Here is a 17,212-nt window from a genome sequence, read left to right on the forward strand (position 1 = left end):
CCCTGGTACCCCCACCAGGGCAGCCACCGCTTGTTTGCAAACTCAGCGAATCATATCCTGAAATCGAAGCGTTGAAATCAAAAAGCATTGTGCCTGTACCATTTTCGTACCAAAACCGGCACGAGCACGGTGCGGGGAGTTCTATTGTGGCGTTCCAATGGAGGTTCCAGGTCCTGGCAGTGGCGCTCATTGCGGCATTGGCTTGGATTCCCGGAGCACGCGCGGATCCCCAGGTACCGGTGCTGTGGGACGCCAAGGAGCGGCTGCCCAAGCCGGACCTTTCGGCACTGCCGCGGCTGCGGTTCCTGACGACCACGGATTTTCCGCCCTTCAATTTCCTCGACGGCGCGGGAAAGCTGTCCGGTTTCCATATCGACCTTGCGCGCGCCATCTGCGCGGAGCTCGGCATCGTCGACAAGTGCCAGATCCAGGCGCTGCCCTGGGCGGAGCTTCAAGGCGCGCTCGAGAAAGGCGAAGGCGAAGCGATCATCGCCGGCATTGCAGCAACGCCGCAGTCGCGCCAGACATACGCCTTCTCGCGCGCCTACCTGCAGTTCCCGGCGCGCTTCATCATGCCGAAGAACAAGGCGCTGGCGGAACCGATCTTCGATAAATTGCACGGCAAGCGCGTCGGGGTGATATCAGGCTCGGCGCATGAACGCATGCTGCGCGACTATTTCAGCACGGTCCAGGTCGTTCCCTTCGACAAACCGGAAGCCCTCTATGGCGATCTCAAGGCCGGCAAGATCGACGCGGCCTTCGGTGATGGCATGCGCTTCGCCTTCTGGCTCGGCGGCTCCGATGCCGCCGGCTGCTGCCGCTTTGCCGGCGGCCCCTATCTGGCGCCCGAATATCTGGGCACCGGCATGGCGATCGCCACGCGAGCGGACAATCCGGCACTGGCCGCGGCCCTCGACTACGCGCTGCAGGAGATTTCGATGAAAGGCACCTTCGCCGAATTCTACCTGCGCTATTTCCCGGTCAGCTTTTTCTGATCCGGCCCGGTCAGCTTTTTTCTGATCCGGCGTAATGCTCGCCTTCAGGTGAGCGTGCGAAGCCGCGCCTTGGCCGCACGGCCGATGGCCGCCACGGTCAACGTGTCGAGATCGAGCTGGCGGCGGATCAACTGCAGCACCCGCACTTCCTCCATGCGCATTTCGAGATCGATGGCAGCCACTTCGAAGGCCGCCGCATAGGCGGTGTCGCGCAATCGCTCCGGCAGCGCCTCGGCAACCTGGGTGAGGACACCCTCCAGGCCATCCTTTTCATGCAACAGCTTCTGACAAGCCTGAGCCACGGCAACCAGCCGGTCCTGCTTGAAATCCTCGAACACCGGCCACGAGCGGACGACCTCGCCGATCCTGGCCAGTTCGACATCGGTCATGTCACGGTCGGAGGCCGATGTGATGACCATCAGGTAGATCAGCGCTTCGTGCGGGGTGGGCGACGGCATTCTTTACTCCTTGGACGGGCTTCGAAGGTAGGAAGGGGAGCCTGAGGCCGCAAGGAAAAAGCGCCCCACGCGTTGACGCTCCGGCCATGCGCGCCTAGAGACCGGTTGAAAATCGACACTTGCAGCCCGAGCGGCGAATAATTTTGGAAAACAGGACCATGGCGGGATCAAACATCATCGATCTCAATCCCGAACTGCTGGCGGCGGCGGCCGAGAGCAAGGCGTGGCCGTTCGAGGAAGCCAAAAAAATCATCGAACGCTACAAGGGCGCCGACTTTCCCGAAACGATCCTGTTCGAAACCGGCTATGGACCGTCGGGCCTGCCGCATATCGGCACGTTCGGCGAAGTGGCGCGCACCTCCATGGTGCGCCATGCGTTCCGCGTGCTGACGCAGGACAAGGTCGCGACCAAGCTGCTGTGTTTTTCGGACGACATGGACGGCATGCGCAAGATACCCGACAGCGTGCCGGATCGCGCGACGCTCGAGCCGTATCTGCACAAGCCGCTGTCATCGGTGCCCAACCCCTTCGGCGGCGACTATGCGAGCTTCGCCGACCACAACAATGCGATGCTCTGCCGCTTCCTCGACACGTTCGGCTTTGACTACGAATTCGCCAGCGCGACGCAATATTACAAGTCAGGCCGCTTCGATGCGATGCTGTTGCGCGCCGCCGAACGCTACGACCAGATCATGGCGGTGATGTTGCCGACGCTCGGGCCGGAGCGGCAGGCGACCTACAGCCCCTTCCTGCCGATTTCGCCGAAGAGCGGGCGCGTGCTTTACGTTCCCATGAAGCATGTCGACGCCAAGGCCGGCACCATCACCTTCGATGATGAAGGCACCGAAACCACGCTGCCGGTCACCGGCGGCAGAGTGAAGCTGCAGTGGAAGCCGGATTTCGGCATGCGCTGGGCGGCCCTCGGCGTCGACTTCGAGATGTTCGGCAAGGACCACCAGACCAATGCGGTGGTCTATGACCGCATCTGCAACATACTGGGCGGGCGGGCGCCGGAGCATTTCGTCTACGAGCTGTTCCTCGACGAGAACGGCCAGAAGATCTCCAAGTCGAAGGGCAATGGCCTGACCATCGACGAATGGCTGACCTATGCGCCGACCGAGAGCCTGGGGCTCTATATGTACCAGCGGCCCAGGCAGGCGAAGAAGCTCTATTTCGACGTCATCCCGCGGGCGGTCGACGAATACTACACTTTCCTCGCGGCCTATCCCCGCCAAGAGTGGAAGGAGCGGCTGGGCAACCCGGTCTGGCATATGCATGACGGCAATCCGCCCGCCATCGACATGCCGGTGCCGTTCTCGCTGCTGCTCAACCTGGTCAGCGCCTCCAATGCGCAAAACAAGGATGTGCTGTGGGGCTTCATCTCGCGCCATGTTCAGGGCGTGACACCCGCCTCCCATCCCGAGCTCGACCGGCTGACGGGCTATGCGATCCGCTATTTCGACGATTTCGTGAAGCCGACGAAGACCTTTCGCCCGGCCGACGAGGTCGAACGCGAAGCGCTGGTGGCTCTCGAAAAGGCGCTTGCCGACTTGCCGACGGACGCCAGCGGCGAGGCGATCCAGAACGCCTCGCTCAACGTGGCGCGCAAGATCGAACGCTACCAGGATCATTCCAAGCAGAGCCCAGAAGGCGGCCCCGGCGTTTCAGGCGCCTTCTTCCAGATGATCTATCAGGTGCTGATTGGCCAGGAACGCGGCCCACGCTTCGGATCCTTCGCCGCGCTCTACGGCGTCACCGAGACCCGCTCGCTCATTCAGAAGGCGTTGGCTGGTCAGCTTGCTTGAGGACGCCGCCATCCTCTTCCAGGATCGAACCCGGCGCCTGAGGCGCCGGGGCGGTGGCGGCCGGCGCCGCCGGGATGCCGGCTAGGTTCGGCGCCGGTCCGAAAATACCTTTCTTCGCACTTTGTGCCTTGTCACCGGCTTCCACATAGGGCCCGCCCTTGGCGGCGCGCGCCCAGCCGTTTTCGACCAGCCATTGACCGACATCCTGCTTGCCTATCCGGCACTCCGCGGCAATCAGGTCGCGACCACCTTCCGGCGGCACCAGGCAAACCACCGCGCGGCCGCGCAGCAAGGAACGGAATGCCGTGCGGGCACGGACGCCGCACGGCCAGGATTTGCCATCGGTGGTGCAGGTCTCGTCCTGCCCGACGACATCGATGCCGGAAATGGCGACCGAATAGCCTTTCGCCTCGATCAGGCCGGCGGCCGGGGCGACCGGCTGGAACAGCTTTGTGCCGTGCCAGTCGTCGGGCATCTTCGGCTTGGGCGGCACGGCGAGCGCCAGCTTGCTCAGCGGCGCGCGCGGCTCGACCCGCTCGGGCTCCCCGGCGGGCATTTCCGGCGGCGTGATGACATCCGGATCGATCGCCCGCGAATGCACCGCCGGCTTTGGCGGCTGCGATGCAGGTATGGCGGAGGTCGCAGGTTCTTCCGGCACCGTCCCGGCGTCAGCCTGGGGGAGCGTATCGGCGCCGGGATCGATCTGGTCCAACGCAACAGTGCTTTCGCTGCCCTTCAGCGTGCGTCCGCCGGCAACGACCAGTGCCGCCATCGCCGGAACCATCAGAACCGCCAGGACAAGATGAGGAAGTCGCACCCGTTGCACCTATTGGCTTGCCCAGACGATCCGCGCCACCCATTCGACCTCGCGCATTGGGATGTCGCGATCCGGATGCTCCGGATTGAGCGAGACCAGCGCGATCGACTTGACGGTCTGTCGCTCGAGCACCTTGGCCATCACCTCACCTGATGTCGTCTTGACGACGACGCGATCGCCCTTGCGCGTGGCGGCGCCCGGCTCGACGATGAGGACGTCGCCGTTGCGGTAGAGCGGCAGCATGGAATCGCCCTGCACCTGCAGCGCATAGGAACTTTCGGTCGATTGCGCCGGCAATTCGACGAGCTCCCAGCCCTGCCCCGCAGGAAAACCGGCATCGTCGAAGAAGCCGCCGGCGCCTGCCTGGGCAAAGCCGAGCAACGGCACGGCGCGCCTGTTGGCGGGCGATACGCCCCGGCCTTCGATCAGTCCCGTGAATTCGTCCAGCGAAGCGCCCGTCGCCTCGATGATCTTGGCCAACGATTCGGTCGACGGCCAGCGCGGCCGGCCGTCCGAGGACAGGCGTTTCGATTTGTTGAAGGCGGTCGAATCCAGTCCCGCGCGCCTTGCCAGACCCGACGCCGAAAGCGAATAGCGCTCGGCAAGAGCATCGATGGCAGCCCAGACGCGGTCGTGCGAGAGCATGACGTGCTCTCCTTCGAAACAGGAAAAAATGCCTCTTCCTGTCTAACGCGCAACGGCTGCGTTGTCCACCAGCGTGGCCGGCGGATCACGAACAAAGCTGTGTGCCGCAACGACGGCACGGTCATGGCCGAAGCCGCGGATAAGCTATCCGGCCAATGCCGCCATCGCCGACTTGATCAGCCGGACGATTTGGCCAGGCCGCGCAGCCCTTGGTGCGAGGTCATGAAAATCCGTTCCGCTTCAGTCGGCGGACGCAGGTTCACCGCCCGGCCAAGTGCGGCGACAACCTCGTCAATGTCGAGGAAGCGGCGCGCCTTGCGGTCATAGACCCCGGCCGTCGTCAGGATCAGGGCGGCCGTCTCGCCATTGTCGAGGACGAAACGGTGCTTGCCGATGACCTGGGTTCCTTCCCAGGTCTCGATCGAGGACACCACTTCGAAACGCCGCCACAGCCGGATCTCGCGGGCGTAGACGGCCTGCAATCCGCCCATCATCGGCGCCCAGCCATTCTTCCGCGCCAGCGTGATGAGGCCGGCGCGGACAAACAGGTCGATGCGGCCGAGGTCGGCCAGCATCATGTAGCGCGCATTGTTGAGATGGACGTTGAAATCGATGTCGGTCGGCAGGCAGCGAAAGGCCAGCCGGCCTTCACCACCCATCACATAGGGGCCACGGCTGCGCGCCGTGGCCAGCATGCGCGCCATGCGCGCCCAGACATACATGACGCGATATCAGGCTGCCTGCTTCACGTCGCCCTTGGCATAGGGATCGAAGCGTTCGTAGAAGGTCTCACCTTTTTCGGCCATGTCGAGGAGCAGCTTGGGCGCCTTGAACACGGCGCCGTACTTCTTCTGCAGCCCCTTGGCGATCTTGACGAACAGCTTGGCGCCGATCCCGTCGATATAGGACAGTGCGCCGCCGGTATAGGGCGCGAAGCCGAAGGCCAGGATCGAGCCGACATCGGCTTCGCGCGGGTCGGTGACGATACCCTCTTCCATCACCCGTGCCGCTTCGAGCGCGATGGTGACCAGCAGGCGCTGCTGCAGCTCCTCATAGTCGACCTTCTCGGGCGCGAGCTGCGGATAGAGGTCCTTCAACCCCGGCCACAGCTTCTTCTTGGCGGGCTTGGCCGGATAGTCGTAAAAACCCTTGCCGTTCTTGCGGCCGAAACGGCCGTGGTCGTCGACCATGGTGTTGATCAGCGCCATCTGCCTGGGGTCGACGGCCTTTTCGCCGAGATCCCTGATGGTCTGCTTCATGATCTTCTGGGCGAGGTCGATGGCGGTCTCGTCGGTCAGCGCCAAGGGGCCGACCGGCATGCCGGCGGCCTTCGCGGCATTCTCGATCATCGGCGCCGGGACGCCTTCTATCAGCATCTTGTAAGCTTCCGACATGTAACGCAGCACGCAGCGGTTGACGTAGAAGCCGCGCGTGTCGTTGACGACGATCGGCGTCTTCTTGATGGCGCGCACGAAGTCGATCGCCGTGGCCAGCGCCTTGTCGCCGGTCTTCTTACCCAGGATGATCTCGACCAGCATCATCTTGTCGACCGGCGAGAAGAAGTGGATGCCGATGAAATTCTTCGGCCGCGCCGAATTTTTGGCGAGACCGGTGATCGGGATGGTCGAGGTGTTGGAGGCAAAGATCGCCGACGACTTGAGCACGGCCTCCGCCTGTTCGGTGGCGGCTTTCTTGACAGCGGAATCCTCGAACACCGCTTCGACGACGAGATCGCAGCCGGCGAGGTCGGCATAGTCCGCCGTCGGCGTGATCAGCGACAGGAGCTTGTCCTTCTCCTCGGGCTTGGCGCGGCCCTTCTTGACCTGGTCCGAGACCAGGCTGTCCGAATGCGCCTTGCCCTTCTGCGCCGAGTCCATATCCCGATCGAGCAGAACCACCGGAATGCCGGCCTTGGCGGTGACATAGGCAATGCCCGCGCCCATGAAGCCGGCGCCGAGGATGCCGATCTTCCTGAACTTGGTGTCCGGCACGCCGGCCGGGCGGCGCGCGCCCTTGTTCAGCTCCTGCAGCGACACGAACAGCGAACGGATCATCGCCGCCGCTTCCTTCGTCTGCATGATCTCGGTGAAATAGCGCTGCTCGATCCTGAGCGCGGTGTCGAAGGGCACCAGCAGGCCCTCATAGACACATTTGAGGATCGCCGCGGCGGCCGGGTAATTGCCATGGGTCTCGCGGCGCAGGATGGCGATGGCAGGCGGCCACAGATTGGCGCCGGCGGCAGAATAAACCGGCCCGCCGGGCAGCTTGAAACCCTTCTCGTCCCACGGCGCCACCGGCTTGAGGCCGTTCCTGATCATCGCCTTCGCAGTCTCGACCAGCTTCGCCGGTTCGGCGATCTCATGGATCAGGCCCATCGACTTCGCCTTTTGCGGCGACAGCGTCTGGCCGGAGGTCAGCATCTGCAACGCCTGTTGCTGGTCGGTCAGCCGCGGCACGCGCTGGGTGCCGCCGGCACCGGGGAAGATGCCGATCTTCACCTCGGGGAGCGCCATCCTGACCTTGTCGGAGTCGGCGGCGACGCGGCCATGGCAGGCCAGCGACATTTCGAAGGCGCCGCCCATGCAGGTGCCGTTGATCGCCGAGACCCATGGCTTGCCGCAGGTTTCCAGCTTGCGGAACAGGCCGGTCATGATGCCGGCATTGTCGAACAGCGCCTTGGTCGCCTTTTGGACGTCCTTGACCTTGTCAGTGGCGAAGCTGGTCAGCATCTTCTGCAGCAGGGTGATGTCGGCGCCACCGGAGAAGCTGTCCTTGCCGGAGGTGATCACCGCGCCCTTGATGGCGGCATCGCCGGCCACCTTGTCGACGATGGCGCTCAACTCGCGCATCACCTCTTCGGTGAAGACGTTCATCGAGCGGTCCGGGCTGTTCCAGGTGACCAGCGCGATACCGTCGGTGTCGGTGTCGAGGGTGAAATTGGTGTAGCTCATCGTTCTCTCCCCGTCAGACGCGTTCGATGATGGTTGCGGTGCCCATGCCGGCACCGATGCAGAGCGTTACCAGCGCGGTGTTCAAGTCGCGGCGCTCGAGTTCGTCAAGCACGGTGCCGAAGATCATCGCGCCGGTGGCGCCGAGCGGATGGCCCATGGCGATGGCGCCGCCATTGACGTTGATCTTGTCGTGCGGGATCTCGAAGGCCTGCATGTAGCGCAATACGACCGAGGCGAAGGCCTCGTTGAGCTCGAACAGGTCGATATCCGACAGCTTCATCTTGGCGCGCTTCAACAGCTTTTCGGTGACGTCGACCGGGCCGGTCAGCATCAGCACCGGCTCGGAGCCGATGTTGGCGAAGGTGCGGATTCTGGCCCGCGGCTTGAGGCCCATGGCCTTGCCGGCCTTCTTCGAGCCTAGCAGCACGGCGGCGGCGCCATCGACGATGCCGGACGAATTGCCGGCGTGGTGGACGTGGTTGACCTCCTCGACCTCGGGATGCTTCTGCACCGCCACGGCGTCGAAGCCGCCCATTTCACCAGGCATGACGAAGGACGGGTTGAGCGAGGCGAGCGACTGCATGTCGGTCGACGGCCGCATGTGCTCGTCATGGTCGAGAATTGTGAGACCGTTCTGGTCCTTGATCGGGATGACCGAATTCTTGAAGCGGCCATCAGCCCAGGATCTAGCGGCGCGCTTCTGGCTTTCGACCGCGTAGGCGTCGACGTCGTCGCGGGAGAAGCCGTATTTGGTGGCGATCAGGTCGGCTGAAATGCCTTGCGGCACGAACCAGCCGGGCAGGCCGACCGAAGGATCCATGAACCAGGCGCCGCCGGACATCCCCATGCCGACGCGCGACATCGATTCGACGCCGCCGGCGATCACGATTTCATCGGCGCCTTGCGCGATCTTGGCGGCGCCGAAATTGATGGCGTCCAGCCCGGAGGCGCAGAAGCGCGAGATCTGCATGCCGGGTGCCTTGGTGTCGTAGCCGGCCTCGAAGGCGGCGGCGCGCGGAATGACGGAGCCCGCCTCGCCGACCGGGTCGACGCAGCCGAAGATGATGTCGTCGACCGTGCCGGTGTCCAGCCCATTGCGGTCGCGCAGTGCCTCGAGCGTCCTGGCGGCGAGCCGCACCGCCGGCACCTCGTGCAGCGATCCGTCCTTCTTGCCCTTGCCGCGCGGCGTGCGCACGGCGTCATAGACATAAGCTTCGGCCATTTTCATGCTCCTTGGGTTCGCTGAAGAGAGCTGCTCAGAGCGAGCGTCCGATCAACAATTTCATGATCTCGTTGGTGCCGCCGTAGATGCGCTGGACGCGAGCGTCGCGGAACATGCGGGCGATCGGATATTCATTCATGTAGCCATAGCCGCCGTGCAATTGAAGGCATTCGTCGACGACTTTGCCCTGCAGGTCGGAGAGCCAGTACTTGGCCATCGAGGCCGTGACCGGATCGAGGCCGCCATTGATGTGACGGGTGACGCAGTCATTGTAGAAGACGCGGCCGATGGTGGCCTCGGTCTTCAGCTCGGCCAATTTGAACTGGGTGTTCTGGAAGTCGATGATCGCCTTGCCGAAGGCCTTGCGCTCCTTGACGTAGTCGATGGTCAGCGCCAGCGCCCGCTCGATCATGGCGATCGCCCCGGTGCCGATCTGCAGCCGCTCCTGCGGCAATTGCTGCATGAGCTGGACGAAGCCCTGTCCCTCCTCATGGCCGAGCAGGTTGGCGGTCGGCACACGCACATCGTTGAAGAACAGTTCCGAGGTGTCGTTGGCCTTCAGCCCGATCTTGTCGAGGTTGCGGCCGCGCTGAAAACCTTCGACCTCATCGGTCTCGACGATCATCAGCGAGGTACCCTTGGCGCCCTTCTCCGGATCGGTCTTGGTGACGACGATGATGAAGTTCGCCAGCTGGCCGTTGGTGATGAAGGTCTTGGAACCGTTGATCTTGTACTGGTTGCCGTCCTTCTCGGCACGGGTCTTGACACCTTGCAGGTCGGAGCCGGCGCCGGGCTCCGTCATGGCAATGGCGCCGATCAGTTCGCCGGTGGCGAGCTTGGGCAGCCATTTCTTCTTCTGCTCCTCCGAACCGTAGTGAAGGATGTAGGGTGCCACGATCGAATTGTGCAGGCCGATGCCGAAACCGTCGACGCCGACATGGCCGATCGCCTCGATGATGGCGCTCTCATGCGCGAAGGTGCCGCCCGAGCCACCATATTCCTCCGGCATCGAGGCGCAGAGCAGGCCGGCGGAACCGGCCTTCAGCCAGCTTTCGCGGTCGACCATCTCGTTCTTCTCGAACTCGTCGTAGCGCGGTGCGATCTCCTCCGACATGAAGCGTGTAGCCATGTCGTAGAGCATGCCGACCTCGTCGGCCGCCCAGGCTGGTTTCGGCAAGGAGAGCACTTCGGCGGGATTTGTCGCCACGATTTCCTCCGCGTATCGACAGATAGAAGGCTAGCGGGACCGAGTTTAGAACGCTTCCGCCGGCAGGGCCATCAGCGTATCGGCGCCGCTCGAAATACGGGCGAGGTGCGCCGAGGTTTCCGGCATGATCCGTTCCATGAAGAAGCGCGCCGTCACGACCTTGTTGTCGTAGAAAGCCACGTTGTTTTTAGAGGAAGATTGGGAACCGTTGGCACCGGTCTTGCCCTGAGCCGCCTTGGCCATCTGCGCCCACATGTAACCCAGCGCCACGAGGCCGAAGAGATGCATGTAGTCGGTCGAGGCCGCACCGGCATTGTCGGGCTTGGCCATACCGTTCTGCAGCAGCCACATCGTCGCCGCCTGCAAATCGTTGAGGCCTTTCTTCAGACCCTTGGTGAGGGGCGCCATCTTCTCGTCCGCGCGGTTTTCCTCGCAGAACTCGCCGACCTCCTTGAAGAAGGCCTGGATGGCGCGGCCGCCGTTCAAGCCGAGCTTGCGGCCGACGAGGTCGAGCGCCTGGATGCCGTTGGCGCCTTCATAGATCATGGCGATGCGGGCATCGCGCACGAACTGGCTCATGCCGTGTTCTTCGATATAGCCGTGGCCGCCGAACACCTGCTGCGCCATGACGGCGTGGTCGAAGCCCTTGTCAGTCAGGACGCCCTTGACCACCGGCGTCATCAGGCCGGTGTAGTCGTCGGCCGCCTGGCGGTCCTTGTCGTCGGCGGAGCGGTGCGCGATGTCGGACTTGATCGCAGTCCACAGTGCCAGTGCGCGGCCGGCCTCGTTGAAAGCCTTCATGGTCATCAGCGAGCGGCGGATGTCGGGATGAACGATGATCGGGTCGGCCTTCTTGTCCGGCGCCTTCGGGCCTGACAGCGAGCGGCCCTGCAAGCGGTCCTTGGCGTAGGCGACTGCGTTCTGGTAGGCGATCTCCGACAGCGAAAGGCCCTGCAGGCCAACGCCGAGACGGGCCTCGTTCATCATCGTGAACATCGCCTTGAGGCCGCCATTGGCCTCGCCCAGCAGCGTACCTTCGGCCTCGTCATAGTTCATGACGCAGGTCGAATTGCCGTGGATGCCCATCTTCTCCTCGATGGAACCGCAGGAAACGGTGTTTCTGGTTCCGGGATTGCCCGAAGCGTCGAGCTTGAGCTTCGGCAGGATGAACAGCGAGATACCCTTGACGCCCTCCGGTGCGCCTTCGATGCGGGCCAGCACCAGATGGACGATGTTGTCCGACATGTCGTGCTCACCGGCCGAGATGAAGATCTTCTGGCCTGAAATCTTGTAGGTGCCATCGCCGTTCGGCACCGCCTTGGTGCGCAGCAGGCCGAGATCGGTGCCGCAATGCGGCTCGGTCAGGTTCATGGTGCCGGTCCAGGTGCCCTCGACCATCCTGGGCAGCCAGGTCGCCTTCTGCTCGTCGGTGCCGTGGGTGATGATGGCGGCGATCGCGCCCTGGGTCAGGCCGGGATACATCATCAGCGACATGTTGGCCGACACCATGTATTCGGCCACCGCCGTGTGTACGGCATAGGGCAGGCCCTGGCCGCCGAACTCGACGGGGGCCGCCAGACCCATCCAGCCGCCTTCGCGATACTGGTCGAACGCTTCCTTGAAGCCCTTGGGCGTGGTCACCGAGCCGTCGTCATGGCGCACGCAGCCTTCCATGTCGCCGACACGATTGAGCGGATGCATGACGTTCTCGGCGAGCTTGGCCCCTTCGGCGAGAATTGCCTCCAGCACGTCGGGCGTTGCGTCGGCGAATCCGGGAAGGTTCGAATAGCGCTGATAGCCCAGCACTTCGTTGAGCACGAACAGCGTGTCCTGGACCGGGGCCCTGTAGATCGGCATGCTTTTCCTCCACCATGCGGATTAGGCCTCGAAATCAAGCCGTGCGCGGCAAGCGGGCCAATGTCGAAGCCGCAATAGCAAATATTGACGTTTGCGTAAACGTCAATATTTTCGATGCGACAAGATTTCCGCCGCCAGGCGCGCGGAGCCTAGCGTTGCGGCATCGCGCAAGCCAGGATGAAACAGCGGGCCAAAGATAGCGAAAAGCCGCGCGGCATGGCCACGCGGCTTTGATGGTGAAGGGCCGACAGGTCGGCGTGAGCAGACTGGCTTAGCTGGCGACGCTCGCCTGCGGCACCGAACGCTCGGCCAACATCTGACGCACCGCCGACATCGAGCCGCTGAGCTCATTGATGGCGTCGTCGATCAGCGCCCGCTGCTTCTGCAGGCGAGCGAGCTGCTTCTCCGACTTGTCCAGCGCCAGGCGCAACTGCTTGGTGTTGGAACCGGTCGGATCGTAGAGGTCCATCATCTGCTTGACGTCGCGCAGCGAGAACCCGACCTTGCGGCCGAGCAGGATCAGCTTCAGCCTGGCCTTGTCGCGGCGCGTATAGAGACGGGTCGAACCGTCGCGCTGCGGGTTGAGCAGGCCCTTGTCCTCGTAGAAACGCAGCGTACGCAGCGTCACGCCGTACTTTTTGGCCATTTCGCCGATGCGGGAGAGATCCTCGCCGGCTTCGACGGATGCATTATTGGTATTGGCCGCGGTCTCGCCGGCCGAGATAAGCTTCATGGTTACTGGCTTCCCCGTCTGGTGGCGTCGCGGTCCTGGACCATGCGTCGCCTGACTGGAAGCGGGGGCGTGCTTCCGGCCGTGGTTTCAACAAACAAATCGCAAAACAGCACAGTTGTGCGCCATTTACGTTTACGTCAATTCTATACCGATAGCCGCCTCATGACGCAAGGGCGTTCTGAGAACGGTGCTTTATGCCGCACCGGAAGTCGCGACAGCCAACTTCCTTGCAACTTCTTAAGCTTGGTTAACGCGTTGTTTACCACGTTGGGCGAAATGTGCGCGTGTCGGCTACCCGTGGTTATCCTGTATCGAATTTTCACGGTTTTTCGGAGCGCGGGTGAAACCCGGGAAGCTTGTCTTCCACCGTGGCATGCAAGCGCGGTCGCCTCGTTCCGGCAGGGACTTGGGGAGCTGGTCGCAAGCCGGCCAATCTGAAAGACGGACGCACCGATGAACAGCAAGCGGTCCTACCTCGATACACTCAATGCCGGCAGGCAGCGCAAGCCGCAGACAACGCTCGAGCAGCTGAACCGCTCGCTGGAGACCCTGGAGCAGCGCCTGGGGCAGACGCGTGAGGACGCGACGGCACGGCCCGTTCCTCGCCAATATGGCGCCGATCCGCGCTACCCCGCCACCGATCCGCGTTATCCCGCCGCACAGCCGACAGCCCAGCAGCGCTGGTATGAGGATCCGCAGCCGGCACCGCGTGCGCAGAACCCGGCGCCTTCGCCCGCCTTCGACCAGAATTATCAGGCGATCGCGCGCGACATCGACCGCGTGCGCGGCCAGGAAGACAGCGTCGCCATGGTCGGCAAGATCGCCGGCGAGCTGCGCGGCATGCGCGAGGAACTGCGCCACCAGGTGACTTCAGGGCTGCAGCGCGAATTCGACGCGCTGCGCAAGGACATCGACCGCGCCTTCCAGGCGAACGCCAAGCCCGGCGCGACAGGCAAGGGCAGCGCCGAACTCGGCGTGGAATTCGAGCGGCTCTCCGGCGCCATCAAATCGCTGTCGGAGAAGAGTGACGACAGGAGCGTCAACCTGCTGCGGCTGGAGCTCGAGCAGGTCAAGGCCGCGCTCGACACGCTGGCGCGCGAGGAGAGCGTGCAGAAGGTCGACCGCCGCTGGGACGATTTCGACCGCCGCTGGACGGCTTTCGAGGACCGCGTCGACGCCGACCAGCGCAAGCGCTCCGACGATCCCGCCCTCGCGGCCTTGACCGACCGGCTGGAGCAGATCAGCAACGCCGTCAACAACCTGCCGGAATCGCTGTCGCTGCGCTCGCTGGAGGAAAAGGTCCGCACGCTGGCCGGCGCGGTCGACCATTTCGCCAGCCAGCAGGACAATCGCGGCGGCGGCACGCTGGCCATGATCGACGAGCGGCTGGACGAGATTTCCCGCGCCATCGTGGCCTCGACAGTCGCCGCACAGGCGAATTCAATCGACCACGAAGCCTTCGAGCGCATCGAGAAGCGGATCGACTCGCTCGCGCAGCAGATCGAGGAAGTGGCGCAGGACCGTCCCGGCAATGTCGTGATCGACCGGCTGAACACACTGTCGAGCCGGGTCGATGACCTCGCCGGCCGCGCCAACCTGCCCGAGCAGGCGATGGAACGGCTCGCCAAGCAGATCGCGCTGATCGCAGACAAGATCGATCAGGCGCCGGCCATGCCCGACGCCGACTACATCTTCCACGGGCTGGAGCAGCGCTTCGACGTGCTGTCGGGCATGATGGAGCGTCGCCAGGGCGACGCCATCGAACAGGGCAACATGCTGTTTCGCGATCTCGAGCGCCGGCTGGACGAGGTTGCCGACCGGCTGGACCAGCGCAGCATGCCGCAGGTCGACAGCGCCGGCATCATGGACGCCATCGATGCCCGCTTCACCGCGCTGGCCAAGCGCATGGAAACGCGCGCTCCCGATCCCGCCGGCGAGGCGGCGATCCGCGGGCTGGAAAGCCGGCTCGAGGATATCTCAAGCCGGCTGGACGCCTCGGCGGCCCAGGTGGCCGGCATTGATCCGGCGCTGATCCGCAGCCTGGAGGCTCAGGTCGCCGGCCTGTCGGCGCATCTTTCCAGGCCCAGCACGCCGCTGCCGGACTTCGAGGACATCAGCCCGCGCCTCAACGAAATCGAGAAAGCGCTGGCCGGGACCCGCGATTCCATCCTCGGCGCCGCACGCGAGGCAGCCGAGAACGCCGTGCGCTCGCTGGCCGGAACGAGCACCAATACGGCCGCGGTTTCCGGCCTCGCCCAGGATCTGAAGACACTGGAGACATTGACGCGGCGTTCCGACGAACGCAATTCGCGCACCTTCGAGGCCATTCACGATACACTGCTCAAGATCGTCGACAGGCTGGGTTCGCTGGAAACCAGCGACCCGTCCGAAGCGGTAAGCGAACTGCTGGATGCGGCTCCGACCGAACCGGGCGGCTGGCGTGGCGCACGGCGGTCCAAGATGGCGGTGAACGCGCCGTCGATGACCATGGACGAGCCGCTGCCGCTGACCGGCGACATGGCCGATCTGGACGCGCGTGCCGCGGCCATATTGCGCGCCGAGCCTGCTTCGTCAGTCGAGCCGGCACTGCACGTCGAATCGGGCTTTTCGGCCCGGCCGGGGGCGCGCTCGCCGGCGGAAGCCGCCGCCGCCGCCGCGATGGCCGCACTCGGTTCCGACGCCACCACCAGAAAAGACCAGCCTGCTGGCCGCAAGTCGATGTTCGGCGGGCTGGCGCGCGCCTTCAAGAGCAAGAAGGCGGCGGATGTTCCGCCGCTGGCCGGCCCGGCGCCGGACGCCGATATCCCGAGTGTCGATCTCGACGAGCCGCTCGACCCGAAAGTCGCCAACCGCCCGCTGGAGCCCGGCTCCGGCGCGCCCGACCTCAATGCCATCATGAAGCGCGTGCGCGACGAGCGGGGACAACCGGCAAAGCCCGGCGACAGCGACGCCGCGAAATCGGATTTCATCGCCGCTGCCCGGCGCGCGGCGCAGGCGGCCGCGGCCGAGGCCGACGCCCTGAAGCGCCAGTCGACGATGAAAGGCCCGGTCAAGGCGCTCAGGATAGGTGACCTGCTCAAGGCGCGGCGCAAGCCGATCCTGATGGCGGCGGCAGCGATCATGCTGGCGCTTGCCGGCCTGCAGCTCGGCAAGGCGTTTCTTTCGGATCCCGCCCAGGTGGCAAGCAACGACGCGGCTCCCATCGTCGCCTCGCAGCCGGTGAAGACGGCATCTGTCGATACCGCCAGCCAGCCTAAGACCGAAGTCCAACCGGTGGCGACGGACAGCGCGCCGGCCCCTACCGTCAGGCAGGCGGAACAATCCGCGCCGCCAAGCAAGGACGACATGGCGGCGCAGACCGTCATGGCCATGCCGTCGGATACGGACGCGATGCCCGCGCCTACCGCCGAGCCCGCTCCAGCACCCGTCGCGCCGGCCATGGCTCCCGACGCGATGGCTTCGGCCTCGCCGGCGCCTGTTGCTCCGATGACCGCTGCTCCTACCTTAACGGATCCGGCACCAGCCGCCGTCACCAGCGGTACGCAGGCGTCGGATGCCGATGCCCAACCTGCATCAGCCGCGCCAACGGCCGCCGCCGAGGCAACGGCCAACGACACGACCGGCACCGTTGCGCCGATGGACAAGCCGGCGGCGACAGCCGCGACCAAGTTCGACATCCCGGCCGAAGCCGGCCCCGTTGCTTTGCGTGACGCCGCCGCCGCTGGCGACGCCAAGGCACTGTTCGAGGTCGGCTCGCGCTACGCCGAGTCGCGCGGCGTCAAGGAAGACATGCCGGCGGCCGCCAAATGGTACGAGAAATCGGCGGAACTCGGCTTCGCGCCGGCCGAATACCGTATCGGCAATTTCTACGAGAAGGGCATCGGCGTCGCGCGCGACATCAAGAAGTCGAAGACCTGGTACCAGCTCGCCGCCGCGCAGGGCAACGCCAGTGCCATGCACAATCTGGCGGTGCTGTTCGCCATGGCCGCCGACGGCGTGACCGACAATGAATCGGCCGCGCACTGGTTCCAGGAGGCCGCCGACCTCGGCGTCAAGGACAGCCAGTTCAATCTCGGTATCCTGGCCGCCAAGGGCGTCGGCATGAAGCAGAACCTGGAAGAGTCCTATAAATGGTTCGCGCTTGTCGCCAAGACCGGCGACAAGGATGCCGCGGCCAAGCGCGACGAGATCGCCAATGCGCTGCGGCCCGAGCAGCTCGAGCGGGCGCGCGCCGCGACAGAATTGTGGAAGGCCAAGCCGCTCAACGCGGCCAATTCGGTGGACATTCCCGAATCCTGGCAGGAAGGCACGCCGCAGACGACCGCCGGCATCGACATGAAGAAGGCGGTCAAGAATATCCAGCTCATCCTCAACAAGAACGGCTATGACGCAGGCGGCGCCGACGGCGTGATGGGCGAGAAAACCAAGAACGCGATCATCGCTTTCCAGACCGCCAACAAGCTGCCGGCGACCGGCGCGGTCGACGAGAAACTGGTCAAGGCATTGCTGGCGCGCAAATAAC

At 64.4% G+C, this 17,212-nt stretch carries 12 protein-coding genes; 3 read left to right on the top strand and 9 right to left on the bottom strand.

The genetic code is table 11. From position 1 onward, the window contains the following. Positions 1-146 precede the first annotated feature (146 nt). A complete protein-coding gene (locus tag EN861_RS01835) occupies positions 147-995 on the top strand; it encodes a transporter substrate-binding domain-containing protein (RefSeq protein ID WP_135862058.1) in 849 nt (282 codons plus the stop codon). A 44-nt stretch (positions 996-1,039) separates the two neighbouring features. Here the strand turns inward: EN861_RS01835 and EN861_RS01840 are convergent, their stop codons facing one another. Then, positions 1,040-1,453, bottom strand: coding sequence for a tellurite resistance TerB family protein (locus tag EN861_RS01840; protein ID WP_127279875.1), 414 nt, complete (start codon positions 1,451-1,453; stop codon positions 1,040-1,042). A 158-nt stretch (positions 1,454-1,611) separates the two neighbouring features. On the opposite strand from EN861_RS01840, the gene EN861_RS01845 reads away from it, so the two are divergent. Continuing rightward, positions 1,612-3,258: a lysine--tRNA ligase gene (locus tag EN861_RS01845; protein WP_135862060.1), complete on the top strand. Its 1,647-nt coding sequence runs from the start codon at positions 1,612-1,614 to the stop codon at positions 3,256-3,258. On the opposite strand, the gene EN861_RS01850 is transcribed toward EN861_RS01845, so the two are convergent. The 8 genes from EN861_RS01850 to EN861_RS01885 all read right to left on the bottom strand — a co-directional run bounded on the left by EN861_RS01850 (position 3,224) and on the right by EN861_RS01885 (position 12,690). After that, on the bottom strand, positions 3,224-4,075 hold the full coding sequence (locus EN861_RS01850) for a thermonuclease family protein (RefSeq protein WP_348630734.1): 852 nt from the start codon (positions 4,073-4,075) through the stop codon (positions 3,224-3,226). The genes EN861_RS01845 and EN861_RS01850 overlap by 35 nt on opposite strands. Positions 4,076-4,084: 9 nt before the next feature. Continuing rightward, complete coding sequence (locus EN861_RS01855; protein ID WP_135862062.1) at positions 4,085-4,720, bottom strand: helix-turn-helix transcriptional regulator; 636 nt, start codon at positions 4,718-4,720, stop codon at positions 4,085-4,087. Between the two features lie 176 nt (positions 4,721-4,896). Continuing rightward, positions 4,897-5,442 (bottom strand): thioesterase family protein, encoded by a 546-nt coding sequence (locus EN861_RS01860; protein ID WP_135862064.1) that lies wholly within the window; start codon positions 5,440-5,442, stop codon positions 4,897-4,899. Between the two features lie 9 nt (positions 5,443-5,451). Continuing rightward, a complete protein-coding gene (locus EN861_RS01865; protein ID WP_135862066.1) occupies positions 5,452-7,671 on the bottom strand; it encodes a 3-hydroxyacyl-CoA dehydrogenase NAD-binding domain-containing protein in 2,220 nt (739 codons plus the stop codon). Positions 7,672-7,684: 13 nt separating this feature from the next. After that, complete coding sequence (locus EN861_RS01870) at positions 7,685-8,893, bottom strand: acetyl-CoA C-acetyltransferase (protein ID WP_027141981.1); 1,209 nt, start codon at positions 8,891-8,893, stop codon at positions 7,685-7,687. 34 nt (positions 8,894-8,927) lie between these two features. Continuing rightward, the gene (locus EN861_RS01875; protein WP_127279758.1) at positions 8,928-10,100 is read right to left on the bottom strand and encodes an acyl-CoA dehydrogenase family protein; all 1,173 of its coding nucleotides are present in this window, start codon (positions 10,098-10,100) and stop codon (positions 8,928-8,930) included. A gap of 45 nt (positions 10,101-10,145) precedes the next feature. After that, a complete protein-coding gene (locus EN861_RS01880; protein WP_135862068.1) occupies positions 10,146-11,957 on the bottom strand; it encodes an acyl-CoA dehydrogenase in 1,812 nt (603 codons plus the stop codon). A gap of 271 nt (positions 11,958-12,228) precedes the next feature. Further along, complete coding sequence (locus EN861_RS01885; RefSeq protein WP_135862070.1) at positions 12,229-12,690, bottom strand: MerR family DNA-binding transcriptional regulator; 462 nt, start codon at positions 12,688-12,690, stop codon at positions 12,229-12,231. 453 nt (positions 12,691-13,143) lie between these two features. On the opposite strand from EN861_RS01885, the gene EN861_RS01890 reads away from it, so the two are divergent. Beyond that, positions 13,144-17,211: a peptidoglycan-binding protein gene (locus tag EN861_RS01890; RefSeq protein ID WP_135862072.1), complete on the top strand. Its 4,068-nt coding sequence runs from the start codon at positions 13,144-13,146 to the stop codon at positions 17,209-17,211. The last annotated feature ends 1 nt before the right edge of the window (position 17,212 follow it).

It is taken from the genome of Mesorhizobium sp. M8A.F.Ca.ET.218.01.1.1 (assembly GCF_004791165.1).
Lineage (GTDB): Bacteria > Pseudomonadota > Alphaproteobacteria > Rhizobiales > Rhizobiaceae > Mesorhizobium.

What these genes read in the sequence shown, in the direction of transcription:
- EN861_RS01860 (WP_135862064.1), bottom strand. Translation starts at nt 5,442, where the DNA reads ATGTATGTCTGGGCGCGCATGGCGCGCATGCTGGCCACGGCGCGCAGC.
- EN861_RS01845 (WP_135862060.1), top strand. Translation starts at nt 1,612, where the DNA reads ATGGCGGGATCAAACATCATCGATCTCAATCCCGAACTGCTGGCGGCG.
- EN861_RS01885 (WP_135862070.1), bottom strand. Translation starts at nt 12,690, where the DNA reads ATGAAGCTTATCTCGGCCGGCGAGACCGCGGCCAATACCAATAATGCA.
- EN861_RS01840 (WP_127279875.1), bottom strand. Translation starts at nt 1,453, where the DNA reads ATGCCGTCGCCCACCCCGCACGAAGCGCTGATCTACCTGATGGTCATC.
- EN861_RS01870 (WP_027141981.1), bottom strand. Translation starts at nt 8,893, where the DNA reads ATGGCCGAAGCTTATGTCTATGACGCCGTGCGCACGCCGCGCGGCAAG.
- EN861_RS01865 (WP_135862066.1), bottom strand. Translation starts at nt 7,671, where the DNA reads ATGAGCTACACCAATTTCACCCTCGACACCGACACCGACGGTATCGCG.
- EN861_RS01890 (WP_135862072.1), top strand. Translation starts at nt 13,144, where the DNA reads ATGAACAGCAAGCGGTCCTACCTCGATACACTCAATGCCGGCAGGCAG.
- EN861_RS01855 (WP_135862062.1), bottom strand. Translation starts at nt 4,720, where the DNA reads ATGCTCTCGCACGACCGCGTCTGGGCTGCCATCGATGCTCTTGCCGAG.
- EN861_RS01880 (WP_135862068.1), bottom strand. Translation starts at nt 11,957, where the DNA reads ATGCCGATCTACAGGGCCCCGGTCCAGGACACGCTGTTCGTGCTCAAC.